Source organism: Paenibacillus xylanilyticus (genome assembly GCF_047246825.1).
Taxonomy (GTDB): domain Bacteria; phylum Bacillota; class Bacilli; order Paenibacillales; family Paenibacillaceae; genus Paenibacillus; species Paenibacillus xylanilyticus_B.
In genome coordinates, this window is sequence record NZ_JBFOLB010000002.1 from 212,524 (window position 1) to 226,003 (window position 13,480).

Consider the following 13,480-nt stretch of genomic DNA (forward strand, 5'->3'; position numbering starts at 1 on the left):
TTAACCGCAGACAGCGGGAAAAGTGCACGGCCATCGGCACATACACTTTCCCTTGAGGCACCTATTTCATTAATACACCTTGGTTTCCATATTGTATCCTTCAAGATTTTCCTTGACACGCTGAAGGAACCGGCCACAGATGACTCCATCCAGAATACGATGATCCAGAGACAGGCACAGATTGGCCATCGAACGAACAGCAATCATATCGTTAATGACTACAGGCTTCTTGACGATGGATTCAAATGTAAGGATTGCCGCCTGAGGATAGTTGATAATCGGTTGCGACAGGATCGAACCAAACGATCCGGTATTATTGACCGTAAACGTTCCACCCTGCATATGATCCAGCTTCAGCGTACCTTCACGGGTTTTGCGAGCCAGGTCCTCTATTTCACGGGCCAAACCTGCGATATTGCGCTGATCGGCATGCTTGATAACTGGCGTCAAAACAGAGTCCTCTGTACCTACCGCCATAGACAGGTTAATATCCCGTTTAACGATAATTTTGTCGACAGCCCAAACCGAGTTCATGATCGGGTAATCCTTAATGGCATTAACGACACCCTTCATCATGAAGGAGAGATAAGTCAGATTAATGCCTTCCTTACGCTTGAACTCATCCTTGAGCTTGTTGCGCAGCATCACGAGATTGGTTACATCCACTTCGATCATGGTCCATGCATGAGGAATTTCCGATACACTTTGACGCATATTCCGGGCGATCGCATTACGCACAGGGGTAACATCGATAAAATATTCCGATCTTCCCTGCCCGCCACCTTCCACTTCAATCTGCGGGATTTTCGGAGATTCGGTCAGATGAATCCCTGAATGTCTCACGGGAACGCCTGCATCCGCTGCAGAAACAGCTTCTCTTGCGGACATTCCCGTTTCTCCACCACTTTTGTTCAGTCCATTAAACGGTGAAGCGGATGCCGCAGCTGCAGAGGAAGACTGTGCAGACGGCGAACCCGTATGGCCTCCTTGAGCGATAACAGCCAGTACATCCTTGCGTGTGATGCGTCCGCCTGCTCCTGTGCCTTGAATGCTCTGCAAGTTCAGACCGTGCTCTGCTGCAAGTGACTGTACTGCAGGAGAGTACCGATTACGCATAGGCTGATTGGGGTCATGGCCTACAGGAGTCACCGCTCCTTGCTGTACACTGTTCTGCTCAGAGACTTGCGTCACTTGCTCTTCCACTTGTTCATCATTGGCAGCAGCTACCTGCATGCGGCAGATGGCTTCGCCAACAGCAATGGTCGTACCTTCTTCCACCAGAAGGTCACCCATGATTCCATCAACGGTCGACGGAATTTCTGCATTGACTTTATCGGTGATCACTTCACAGATCGGCTCGTATTGTTCAACCCGGTCGCCCGGTTTTTTTAACCATTTACCAATGGTAGCCGAGACCAGCGATTCTGCCAACTGCGGCATAATGACCTCGATCCATTTCATACGTTCAGCCATTTGTTATATCACTCCAAACTTTGCATTTAACCTTTTTTCGAATAGGTTGTCGAAACTTAATGGCACCAAACTGAATTAATACTCTGCAAGTGCGCGCATGGCTTCCTTCGCTTTATCCTTGCTCAGCATGTAGAATTTCTCCAGCGTTGGGCTGATTGGCATTGCAGGTACGTCCGGTCCGCAGAGACGCTGGATTGGCGCATCCAGGTCGAACAGGCATTCCTCACTGATAATAGCCGCAACTTCGGCGCCGACACCACCTGTTTTGTTGTCTTCATGAACGATGAGTACCTTGCCTGTCTGACGCGCGGAAGCAATAATTGCTTCTCGGTCAAGCGGCTGCAGTGTGCGCAGATCCAGGACGTGGGAAGTAATGCCCTCTTCGCGCTCCAGTTCCTCCGCAGCCTGCATGACAAAATGCAGCGGCTGGCTGTAACCGATCACCGTAATATCCGCACCTTCACGAAGCACGTTTGCTTTGCCAATCGGAACGATGTAATCGTCCTCGGGTACATCCTCCTTAATCAGCTTGTAGCACTTTTTGTTCTCGAAGAAGAGTACCGGATCCGGATCACGAACGGCTGCCTTAAGCAGTCCCTTGGCATCGTATGCCGAATATGGTGCAATGATTTTCAGCCCAGGTGTACCGAAGAAAATGGATTCCGGACATTGCGAATGGTACAATCCTCCGAAAATGCCTCCGCCAATTGGCGCACGGATGACAATCGGACAACTCCAGTCATTGTTGGAACGATAACGGATTTTGGCCGCTTCACTGATAATCTGGTTCGTTGCCGGCAGCATAAAGTCTGAATACTGCATCTCCGCAATCGGCTTCATGCCATACATGGCTGCCCCAATAGCTACCCCGGCAATGGCCGATTCGGACAAAGGTGTATCCATCACACGCATCTCGCCGAATTGCTCTTGCAAACCTTTGGTTGTGGTAAACACGCCGCCTTTTACACCGACGTCTTCCCCCAGTACAAAGACATTCTCGTCTCTCTCCATCTCTTCTTTCATCGCTAGACGGATCGCATCAATATATTCCATAACCGCCATGATTACCGTCCCCCTTCTTCGCTGTCCGCATAAACGTGCGTCAGAGTGTCCTCAGGTTTCGGATATGGCGCGTTGTCTGCATATTCAGTCGCTTCTTTCATTTCCAGCGCAAGCTGGGAAGCCAGATCCGCATCCCGGGCTTCGTCCCAGATGCCGCAATCGATCAAGTAATTTTTCATGCGAAGAACGCCGTCCTTCTTCCAGTTCTCGTCAACCTCTTCCTTGGTCCGGTAAGCCAGATCATTGTCAGAAGTGGAGTGAGGAGACAAACGGTACATCATCGCTTCAATCAGGGTAGGGCCTTCACCGGCAATTGCACGGCGGCGTGCCTCCTTGACAGCAGCATACACTTCAAGTGCATCATTGCCGTCAACTCGAAGTCCGGGGAAGCCGTAGCCTAATGCACGATCCGATATTTTACCGCTAAGCTGCTTATGGACCGGAACCGAGATGGCATACTGGTTGTTCTCACACATAATAATGACAGGCAGCTTGTGTACTCCTGCGAAATTGGCGCCTTCGTGGAAATCCCCCTGGTTGCTCGAACCTTCGCCAAACGTGACAAATGAAACAAATTCCTTTTTCTTCATTTTGGCCGCCAGTGCAAAACCGACAGCGTGTGGAACTTGAGTTGTAACCGGGCTGGAACCCGTAACAATCCGCAGTTTTTTGTGCCCAAAGTGTCCCGGCATTTGCCGGCCGCCGCTATTCGGATCTTCCGCCTTGGCGAAGGCGGAGAGCATTAGCTCACGAGGCGTCATGCCTACAGCCAATACGAAGCCGTAATCGCGGTAATAAGGTAAATAATAATCGTGATCCCGGTCCAGTCCAAACGCAGCACCCACTTGTGCCGCTTCCTGTCCTACACCGGATACGTGGAAGTTAATTTTGCCGGCCCGCTGCAAGAGCAAGCAACGTTCATCGAACTTGCGCGCAAGCAGCATGTATTTGTACATGTCCAATACTTCTCCATCGCTTAGTCCCAGCTGTTCATGCCGGTGGACCGCATCTGCAGTACCTTGTGAACTCATATGAGGTACCTCCTTTTAATCAGAGCCTATGCCCGTCTTACAACCCGATCTTATAACCTGGTACTAAGACTTGGCTTAACCTTATTATAATCCCTTTTGCCCAAAAAAGGAAAGGACCTTTCTCATCAGCCTGTCCAGACCTACATTCCAATGGCCTTTCCATCTACAGCCAGCATCGCTTCACCCATAATTTCGGACAAGGAAGGGTGAGGATGGATCGTCTGCCCCACTTCCCAAGGCGTAGCATCCAGCATTTGTGCCAGAGAAGCCTCTGCAATCAATTCCGTCACATGGGTACCAATCATATGTACACCCAATATATCATTCGTCTTGGCATCTGCGATTACCTTCACAAAACCGTCCCGGTTTCCATGAACCAACGATTTACCAATCGCCTGAAACGGAAACTTGCCAGTCTTGATTTCGTGGCCGCGCTCTTTCGCTTCACGCTCCGTATATCCGATACTCGCTGCTTCGGGACGTGTGTATACACAACGCGGAATTCGATGGGATTCGACTGCATGAACGGTCTCACCTGCCAGATGATTGACGGCCAGAATGCCTTCATGACTCGCAGCATGTGCTAGCTGCAATCCACCAATACAATCTCCAATGGCATAAATGTGTCCTTCACCAGTCTGCAAATATTTATTAACCGCGATGAAGCCACGATCCAGTTTGATATCCGTGTTTTCCAGTCCAATGTTTTCGACATTCGCCTGCCGGCCAACCGATACCAGCATCTTGTCCGCACTGAGCGTCTCCTGCTGATCATTACTGATTTGAACATCAATCCGAATACCTTCATCTCCTGCTTGATATGACTCTGGCATGATCTTAGCCTTCGTCAGGAAGCGGACTCCACGTTTTCCCAGCAAACGCTGCATTTCCCGCGCCACGTCTTCATCTTCTGCAGGTAATACATGATCGGCGGCTTCGACAACTGTTACTTCAACACCGAAGTCATTCAGCATGGATGCCCATTCCAATCCAATCACGCCCCCACCCACAATGATGAGTGATGAAGGCAGTTCATCCATTCGCAGAGCCTCGTCACTGCTCATAATGTAGCGGCCATCGGGCTCGAGGCCAGGCAGTACACGCGGACGTGACCCGGTAGCAATGATGAGATTGGTTGGCACCACCGTATCCATCTCGCCATCTTCAAACTCTACAGCTACTGCTCCGCTCTGAGGTGAGAAAATGGATGGTCCGATTACACGGCCTTTGGCATGTACGACCTGAATCTTATTTTTTTTCATCAAATATTGAACACCCTGATGCAGCTGCTCCACAATGGCATCCTTGCGTGCCTGCACTTTGGGGAATACCAGCGTTGCGCCAGCCGTCTCGATTCCGTAGGTTTCGCTCTCTTGAATCTCAGCGTAAACCTCTGCACTTCTCAGCAGCGCCTTGCTGGGGATACAACCGCGATGCAGACAGGTTCCTCCAAGCTTGTCCTTCTCGATAATGACGACCTGCTTACCCAACTGGGCAGCACGAATTGCGGCAACGTAACCCCCGGTCCCTCCTCCGAGAATGGCAACATCACATGTAATTGGCATCTTTTATGTTCTCCTCTATCAATATGATTTCGTTATGAATGGAACGATGATGATCAAAATGATTTCTCTTTTGCATAACAATTCTATATTCCATTGTACTCCCCTTGGACAGTCAACTCAAAGTTTGTCCAATGACACATGGACAGCGCACAGAAAGCAAGCTATGATGGAATCAGGCATGACCTGTAAGCGCAACCTTTATTTTACGTCGATATTTGGCAGAAGGGGTTCAATGGTGATGAATACTAGACTGGTCTTTGCACGGTTTTTGGCGATTATGGTACTGGTTATTCCCGGTTTAATGGCCATGAAGGGGTTTTTGATGATGAAAGACGCCCTTTTCTTATTTTATGCCGAGCACGGGAACGAGCAGATTTCTCCCGGCTTTCAGTGGCTTTCCTTTGGAGGCGGACTTCTCCTGTTTGCAGCAGGCATGAGCTTCCTCGGCGGCTGGATTCTCTTCCGGGACCGTAAACGCAATTATGTGGGTCCACGTTTCCGTTCCAAAAGTGCAACCGAACAGGCAGATACACCCGGCAAGCCTTCCTGAGTCCGGGCTTTTTGCCGTTTCCCCTAACCTTTATCATTCATGCAGGATCAAGTATAATGCTTATTTATTATGTTGATATTTTCTGCATAATACAGTACGTTGCTAAAAACAAATTATGCGAAACTCTGACATTAAAACAGACAGGATGGTTCATCATGGTATCGTTTCTCATTACGCTCCAAAGATTGCTCAAAGGCATTTTTCACGCGTTCAAGGACCCCAAGTTTCTCGCACTGTTTACCTTAACTGCAGCAACGCTGCTCTCCGGAACATTATTTTATACCCGTGTTGAAGGACTGCACTGGATTGATGCACTCTACTTTTGTGCCGTTACCCTGACCACCGTAGGTCATCCTGAATTTGTGCCTTCTACCGGATTCGGTAAAGCATTTACCGTGATCTACATGTTCGCAGGCATTGGCCTTACCTTTGCCATGATTGCCAGAATTACAGCAGGTATTCTATTTCCTCGCAAATTGCAGACAGAAGAGAACCCGGAGTAGTGTCCGGGTTATTCGTATAATGCATCCCTCAGCTTCGTTGACATGCGAGATTCTTTGGAAGAAGACTTCAAAATCGTTTTGCGCAAAGTTAGATTACTGGCCTGCAGTCGCTCTACTTCACCAAACAGATCGGCAATCAACGCCTCCGCATCCTCATCAAGTACAGCCTGTCCTTTTAACTTCTCATATCGCTGCTGCAATTCATTTATCACTTCACTCACTCGTAAAACACCTCTTTTCAAATACTACTGCTTAACAACTGCCGTTACCGACAGCGTAATAATCCATATAGTAACACAAAGCAGCTTGGATTAGTTCTAGCTCTGACCGAAGTTTTTGTGGTACTCTGTAATGGTCGCTTTTTTTGTTGAAACCGTATGTGAGAGGAGTAGCAGCACCGTGCAAACAGGACGTATTACCGTAATTACTGGACCCATGTTCAGTGAAAAATCCGGTGAACTCATTCGCCGTTGTCAGAAATTGATTCAATTTGGCCGTAAAAAGGTCGTTGCTTACAAACCAGCCGAAGATGATCGGTTTGCCCAGGACGAGATTGTCAGCCGAATTGGATATCGACTTCCCGCCCATTCCATTCCCCGGCAGTTGACTCCGGAATCCGTGGACATGATTCTTGCTCAGACCAAAGATGCTGATGTAGTTGCCTTTGATGAGGTTCAATTTTTCAGCAGTGCCATTATGGATCTGGTCTCCGAGCTTGCCTACTGTGGTAAACACGTAATTGTGGATGGACTGAATATGGATTACCGAGGCAAGGAATTCGGATATGTTGGCGGTCTGCTCGCCATGGCAGATGACATCGAGAAGCTCTCCGCGTTTTGTGCGGTTTGCGGAAGCCCGGATGCGGCCTTTACCCAGCGTATTGTGAACGGAGAGCCCGTTACCCTTGGCCCTGTTGTCATGATCGGCGATTCAGAAGCCTATGAGCCACGCTGCCGCTGCTGTTTCATACCTCCTCACAAAGTAGAATGCTGATTCAGCTTTCATTATACATTTGGCAGGCGCTGTGAGGCAGAATCCTGCGTAATCTAAAAAAGCCCTGAAGGGCTTTTTTTGCTTTACGTTTCCCCACGATCTATTCGTTGTTTCAATTTATAACAAAAAAGCACCGCTTATTAGCGATGCTCTAATTCGTAGTCTCCCCACTAGTCTCGGGAAACAAAATATTTGTTGGTCATGTAGTAAGCGTCACCGCGTGACGTTTCTACCATTCCTTTTTTTGCATCCAGAAATACAATCTCTTTACACTTCGTGCAATACCATTTGGTCCGCTTATATGGAGATTCCGTTACATATGCCGTGCCGCATTTGCAATCAATTTTCATCAATAGCTCGGTTGATTTATATGCACTGGACAAGCGTTCCAGATTATCCTGCTGCTGTGTGGGCATGATGGTCTGTTGATAATCGGATAAATGATTTTGAACTTTGAAGTCTGCCACGAGGCCTGCATTCAATCCAAAGAACTCTTTCCCAATCTCGGTCACGAAGCGCTTCTCATTTCTGTAGCAATCCAGCCACTCAATAATCTGCTTATTAGACAGTGGAACCGTACCCTTGATACCGCTATTTAAGGTGTAGGTCATGATGTATAAAGTATCGTCTTGTCTACCTGAGTACATTAGAATCCTCCTTCGAATACATTTGCTAATGTACTACAAAAACGCGCATAAATCAAAGCAATGTTATTTCCTGAGCGCAATTCTTCCTATTAAATGGGGAACATTCCTCGTTCATCCGCCAGAAGCTTACAAGAACTGCATACACCTGCAACATTTCCCTGCGGAGCCGCATAATGCACGACGGATTTTACCTGTTTCTTGCAAAGGGAGCAGTAGTGCCTCCTTTCCTTTTTAGGCGTGTAGTCTGATAGCTTCACTACGTTTTGTTTCCGTTTGTAACCGCGCAAGAAGCTCAGCCATTTCATCTTACTCTCAACTCTCTCTATAACCTATTTTGAGCCATTCTCATTCTCTCTCTGAGTCTAAAACTGACTTTGTAAAAATTATGTATACACATCCCAGTTGTGCACGCCTATCTCATACATCTATTCGACGTTTTGATCCTTTTTCCTGTCTTTAATCATTGTACATATTAAAAAAACCGACAAAGCTACTCTTCTTACGAAGAATAGTGATGATGTCGGTGATAATTTTCATTTATAGAAAGTACCCAGCACTTCAAGCGCGGGTGAGCGCTCAATTCGAAACGGATAGATGTATCCCTGATTAAACCTGCTAAACCTGCGACTCCACAGATCCAGCCCGGAGGTGAATTGATAAGCCTGATATACAAATTTGGAGCAATAGTTTCGTTCAATGCTTCGCAGATTGGTTTGCAAACGATAAAACTTCACTTGCTTGTAGTGTTCCTGCACCCATTCAGCCGCCCGTTGTCCAGCTTGATTCAAACGGGAACGAAATACAATGAAGCGGTCCCCTTCGTAGAAACGGGTAAGATACCACTCCAATGAATCGGCAAATACAGGTCCATAAGGATGCACATGATACACTTTGCCGTCGAGCCCGATAATCCCCATATGTCCTGCATAGTAGGTTGACTCCGAGCTTGGTGTATAGACGATATCTCCAGGCTTCAGGTCCATCTGACCAAGCTCTGTAACAGGAAGATCCTGTTGCAAACGTTTGGCTGCGGATCGCTCCCGGCGGCCTTCAACCAGCAATCGATGCAAAGCACCAGCCACAGCAAGATAGATTGCTGCGTATTTGATACGTTTTATCTTGAAACGCTTGACCCATCGCGCGGTCGATGCAGATGCACGCTGAATCGCTTTTTTCATATCTCATCATGCTCCCACTCTGATCTGTTTAATAAATATTGATTTTTCCATTTTACAGGCTCTATTATAGACAGTTGATTGCTCATGTCAATTTCTTCCCAATCTTATGTTGCACATTTACACAAAGTTCATACACAAGGAAAAATAAAAAAGCAGCTTCTGTACGCGCCAGAAGCTGCTGAACTTTCTTTAAAATTGAGTGAAAATTTTTACTATTCTACAACACCGAGGGCTTTATTTTTCTCTTTGAATCGGCTGTTATGCGAAGATACATAGGCTACTTTATCCGCCTCAGGATCCATGTACAGTTTTGCACTGTTCACCGCAAGGGCAGCATCCGTAAATGTCCCTGCAATGAGATACAGCTTGCTGCCATAGTCCACAAAGTCCCCTGCAGCGAATACACCAGGAATATTCGTTTGCAGCTTCTCTGTTGTGGTCACATGCCATTCTCCAAGATCCAATCCCCAATCACGAATCGGGCCAAAGTCACTCTTCATGCCATGGTTGACGATAATCGCATCGACCTCAAGCATTTCACTTTCACCTGTTTCCACATGGGAAATCGTCACATGCTCAATAACCTCACCACTAACACTGTGTAACGTATCCACCGCATAAGGCGTTCGAACATCCACAGAGGACTCTCTCATGCGGATGACATTGCGTTCCAGTCCGCCGAAACGATCACGTCGATGGACAACCGTGACTTGTTCTGCGAGAGCTTCAAGCTCGTTGGCCCAGTCTACTGCTGAATCGCCTCCACCAGAGATAAGCACACGTTTGCCTCGGAAAGGCTCCAATTCCTGAACCGTGTAGTGCAAATTCGTTACCTCGTAACGGTCAGCTCCTTCAAGTTCCAACTTAGCCATCTTGTATATTCCGTAACCAATGGCCATAATCACTGTTCGTGTCCAATGTTTCTCACCTGTAGCAGAAGTCAGAATAATCGTACCGTCAGGTTGACGTTCGAAGCCTTCAATCTGCTGTTCAAAGATAATCGTAGGTTCAAAAGTTCTCGCCTGCTCTTCCAACTGTTTGATCAGATTTTCGCACAAGATCGGCGTCACCCCACCAACGTCCCAGATCATTTTCTCCGGATAAAAGAGCATGCGACCGCCCAGTCTGTCACGGGCTTCAATCAACTTGGTTTTCATATCCCGCATACCGCTATAAAAGGCTGAGTACATCCCGGCAGGGCCTCCGCCGATAATGGTTACATCATATAGTTCCAACTGCTGGTCCATTTTAAAGTTACCTCCGTTAATTCGATCCAGAACATCGAGTATTTGATACCGATTCTCATTATCACTTAATTCTTAGTTTAATGGGAATCTTATCAAATTACAATGGATAAAAACAAAACAATTTTTGTACAAAACAACGATCAATCCAAAAAAAACTATTTGGCATTAACTGTATTTAATAAATGTTCCACAACAAAATCAAGCTGTTTATTGATGGAGTATACATCCGAATAATAGAAGAAATCAAAGTCAATTTCGATTAAACGTCCTTCTTTTACCGCGGGTACGCTGCTCCATACCGGATTATCCGACAGATTGTCTGCTCCTTCATACACAGAACGGAACACATAGTCCCCTAAATACTCGGGAAGAACTTCCATGGATACCGTTGAGCCTGCAGCTTCGGTTACCGTATCCATTTTTTGCTGAACCATATCTGGTGCTTTCATGCCCAAGTACTCATAAATCACCTGAGAACCTCGGCCATATTGCTTGCTTTCCGCAACGGACATTTCTTTCAGACCACCTTCAACGATGGAAACCGTTTTGTCCAGTATGCCTGCATCAGCAAGTTTTTGCTTGCCTATTTCAACTTTACTGTTCAGCTCGGTAATTAACTTCTCAGCTTCCTGCTCTTTGCCGAAAATATCTGCGATATTCCGAAGTCTTTCTTCAGTAGTCATTTTTTCGTAGGGAATGTAAACAGTGGGTGCAATATCTTTTAATAGCGTATACGTTGCTTCCGAAGGAACAATAATCAGATCAGGGTCCAGATCAATGACAGCCTCCGCATTTGGTTCAAACCAGCTTCCCAGTGAATTTACACCTTCAAGCTCATTTTTGTATGCTGCTCCATCAAATACTTCCGAGGTGCCGATCGGTTTAATACCGAGAGCAACAACATCTCCCTGAAGATAGAGCACAACAACTCGTTTGGGATTTGTCGGGACAACGACATCTCCTTTTACAGTAGAAATCGTTCGCGTTTCATTGTCTTGGTTCGATTGGCTGCCTGCTTCCGAGGATGAAGATACCGACGTACTGCTGGTATTAGAACGGATACCCATGCCTTCGCTGGTAGCTGGCGTTGTTCCTGACCCTGCGCCACATGCGGATAACAGCATGGTCAGGCTTAACAAAGCAATAAATATCATGTTGGAGCTAACTTTTCTTTTTTTCATTGATGTAGACCCTCCGTCTATATATTGATAATGATTCTCATAATCAATATATCTCCGCTTCGATCTTCCGCCAATGGACAATTCAGAGACTTTTAATGGACGATCCTCTGCCGATCCCTGTCCTCGTATCTCTTTTTGATAATGAGTCGGGGACAAACCCGTATGTTTTTTAAATATGCGACTGAAGTAGTAGACATCTGAATAACCGACTTCCGCAGCAATTTCTCCCAAGGTTGCATCAGATTGTATGAGCAACTTTCGGGCCTCGGCCAGCCTGATTTGAATTAAATAGTCAATCGGGCTGGAGCCTGTCTTTTGTTTAAATTGCATTGATAAATGACGGGAGCTGAAATTGAACTGTTCTGCAAGAATATCCAGGGTCATGTGCTCCCTATAATGAGCATGTATGTAACGAAGTACCTGTTTCACAGGGTCTGGACGAGCTGTACGAATTTCTTGCTCTGCCAGTTGAAACATGAGTTCATGGACAAATTGATAAAACAGGCTTTTCACTTGAAGCTGGTCCATATGGTTTGCTTGAATCCAAGCCTTCTCCATTTCATGTATATAACGCAGCAATACAAGTGGACTGTCCGGTATAAACGTATATTGAAGAGCAAACGGTGCAAGTGAAGTTTGTTCCAGTCGCCATATGTTACGGGGTTTCGGAAAGGCAAGAAATGCTCGGTAAAATAACAAAACATATTCGAATTCATCTCTAGCTTCAATATCGAGTCTTGACCCCTTACTTCCATGCTGCAAATGAAAACGCTTTGCTTCATGCTTTTGTCCATCCATTTCAACGAAAGCGCTCCCCTGTAAAACATACATAAAGCTGTTGGCCGGTAGATAATAGGCTTGAATTCGCTCCCCTGCCTCCAGAACAACCCGGCGAACGTCCAATATTTTGACCGCAGCCTGATTCCAAAGTTGTATCTGTTCATTTGATTGCATCACATTCTCCCCAATCTTACCTTTCGAGTGCAGCTTCTAACTGATTCCCCCCATTATAAATGATAATAATTTTCATTATCAATAGAAAAAATGTTCGGACAAACTCAAACTGTATCCTCATTTCCACAAATAATGCTGCCAGCAATGGATTTACACACTTTCTTAATTCGGGTAGCTTCACTTACAATCTGATCAATACTTTCATACTTCTGTCTGACATTAGTGACCACTGCTATGGATACCGAGACCAGTGGGATGGGTCGGTTCAGTCCAGATCGGCCTTCCCCCAATACGTATTGGTTGTCCAAATCTTTCTGATCGTAAAACGTTCTCTTAATCTTCTCAAATCCTGCAATTACCTCTTCACTTATCTGCCTGAAATTATGATGATTCAAAATGGCAATGTAATCATCACCACCAATATGACCCAGGAAGCCTTCCGGAAAAACAAAATACTGACGCAGAAGGTTCGCCGTTGCCTGGATAAGCTGATCGCCCATCTTGAACCCGCAGCTGTCGTTGTAGGATTTGAAATAGTCCAAATCAATATACAGCACGCTGAACTGATCGAGTTGGAGGGACTGATGCAGTCGATCATCGATGATCCGATTACCTGGAAGTCCTGTTAACGGGTTCATGAATATGGCCATCTCGGCCCGAACGTCAGCAACCGCAAGAAGTAAACGGCGAATACTTACAGCTCCAACCAAATGGTTTTCTGAGGTAATCAGCACAAGATCATATAATTCTTCTTCCGCTCGGTTCATCGCTTGCACACTTACATCCGTTATGAGTTCCGAATAATCCACAACCAGCGCACGAACATTCATTACGAGCTCAACCGGACGACCCATATATAAATTATAGCCATATTGTGTACCGATCTGCTGAAAGAAACGCGCTCGCATCATTAGTGAAACACTCTCTTCTCCGACAACAGCCAAGCCTTCCAGATTGGGATTGGATTAAAAATCTTATAGACGATATCGCACTTCGTGCCAGGTGTAACTACAGGAATAGTTTCAGCTATTTCACCTATTTGCGTAAAAATATCGTTCTCCCCCTATGTCCATTGTCACACAATTTGCTAACCACC

At 46.3% G+C, this 13,480-nt stretch carries 13 protein-coding genes; 3 read left to right on the forward strand and 10 right to left on the reverse strand.

Annotated features, from left to right (window positions below; genetic code table 11):
- Positions 1 to 69: 69 nt before the first annotated feature.
- The 4 genes from AB3N00_RS15725 to lpdA all read right to left on the reverse strand — a co-directional run bounded on the left by AB3N00_RS15725 (position 70) and on the right by lpdA (position 5,131).
- Positions 70 to 1,473: a dihydrolipoamide acetyltransferase family protein gene (locus tag AB3N00_RS15725; protein WP_413035449.1), complete on the reverse strand. Its 1,404-nt coding sequence runs from the start codon at positions 1,471 to 1,473 to the stop codon at positions 70 to 72.
- A 75-nt stretch (positions 1,474 to 1,548) separates the two neighbouring features.
- A complete protein-coding gene (locus AB3N00_RS15730) occupies positions 1,549 to 2,535 on the reverse strand; it encodes an alpha-ketoacid dehydrogenase subunit beta (protein WP_175395573.1) in 987 nt (328 codons plus the stop codon).
- 2 nt (positions 2,536 to 2,537) lie between these two features.
- Complete coding sequence (locus AB3N00_RS15735; RefSeq protein ID WP_413035450.1) at positions 2,538 to 3,566, reverse strand: thiamine pyrophosphate-dependent dehydrogenase E1 component subunit alpha; 1,029 nt, start codon at positions 3,564 to 3,566, stop codon at positions 2,538 to 2,540.
- Between the two features lie 140 nt (positions 3,567 to 3,706).
- On the reverse strand, positions 3,707 to 5,131 hold the full coding sequence (gene lpdA / locus AB3N00_RS15740; protein WP_413035451.1) for a dihydrolipoyl dehydrogenase: 1,425 nt from the start codon (positions 5,129 to 5,131) through the stop codon (positions 3,707 to 3,709).
- A gap of 232 nt (positions 5,132 to 5,363) precedes the next feature.
- Here lpdA and AB3N00_RS15745 point away from each other — a divergent pair, with 232 nt between their 5' ends.
- Together AB3N00_RS15745 and AB3N00_RS15750 are read left to right on the forward strand one after the other, a co-directional pair.
- Positions 5,364 to 5,681, forward strand: coding sequence for a DUF2627 domain-containing protein (locus AB3N00_RS15745; RefSeq protein WP_413035452.1), 318 nt, complete (start codon positions 5,364 to 5,366; stop codon positions 5,679 to 5,681).
- Positions 5,682 to 5,836: 155 nt separating this feature from the next.
- Entirely contained in the window at positions 5,837 to 6,184 is a 348-nt protein-coding gene (locus tag AB3N00_RS15750; RefSeq protein WP_413035453.1) for a potassium channel family protein, read from the forward strand.
- Positions 6,185 to 6,192: 8 nt separating this feature from the next.
- On the opposite strand, the gene AB3N00_RS15755 is transcribed toward AB3N00_RS15750, so the two are convergent.
- Positions 6,193 to 6,405, reverse strand: a complete 213-nt coding sequence (locus tag AB3N00_RS15755; RefSeq protein WP_413035454.1) for a hypothetical protein — start codon at positions 6,403 to 6,405, stop codon at positions 6,193 to 6,195.
- 178 nt (positions 6,406 to 6,583) lie between these two features.
- Here AB3N00_RS15755 and AB3N00_RS15760 point away from each other — a divergent pair, with 178 nt between their 5' ends.
- The gene (locus AB3N00_RS15760) at positions 6,584 to 7,177 is read left to right on the forward strand and encodes a thymidine kinase (RefSeq protein ID WP_413035455.1); all 594 of its coding nucleotides are present in this window, start codon (positions 6,584 to 6,586) and stop codon (positions 7,175 to 7,177) included.
- Between the two features lie 170 nt (positions 7,178 to 7,347).
- Here the strand turns inward: AB3N00_RS15760 and AB3N00_RS15765 are convergent, their stop codons facing one another.
- From AB3N00_RS15765 to AB3N00_RS15785, 5 genes are all read right to left on the reverse strand, one after another.
- Positions 7,348 to 7,824, reverse strand: coding sequence for a hypothetical protein (locus tag AB3N00_RS15765; protein WP_017687614.1), 477 nt, complete (start codon positions 7,822 to 7,824; stop codon positions 7,348 to 7,350).
- 533 nt (positions 7,825 to 8,357) lie between these two features.
- A complete protein-coding gene (locus AB3N00_RS15770) occupies positions 8,358 to 9,002 on the reverse strand; it encodes a hypothetical protein (RefSeq protein ID WP_413035456.1) in 645 nt (214 codons plus the stop codon).
- A 212-nt stretch (positions 9,003 to 9,214) separates the two neighbouring features.
- Positions 9,215 to 10,249 carry an NAD(P)/FAD-dependent oxidoreductase gene (locus AB3N00_RS15775; protein WP_413035457.1) on the reverse strand — a complete coding sequence of 345 codons (1,035 nt, stop codon included), beginning with the start codon at positions 10,247 to 10,249 and terminating at the stop codon, positions 9,215 to 9,217.
- Between the two features lie 155 nt (positions 10,250 to 10,404).
- Positions 10,405 to 12,384 carry a helix-turn-helix domain-containing protein gene (locus AB3N00_RS15780; RefSeq protein ID WP_413035458.1) on the reverse strand — a complete coding sequence of 660 codons (1,980 nt, stop codon included), beginning with the start codon at positions 12,382 to 12,384 and terminating at the stop codon, positions 10,405 to 10,407.
- Positions 12,385 to 12,488: 104 nt separating this feature from the next.
- Positions 12,489 to 13,295 (reverse strand): GGDEF domain-containing protein, encoded by an 807-nt coding sequence (locus tag AB3N00_RS15785; RefSeq protein ID WP_413035459.1) that lies wholly within the window; start codon positions 13,293 to 13,295, stop codon positions 12,489 to 12,491.
- Positions 13,296 to 13,480: the final 185 nt, after the last annotated feature.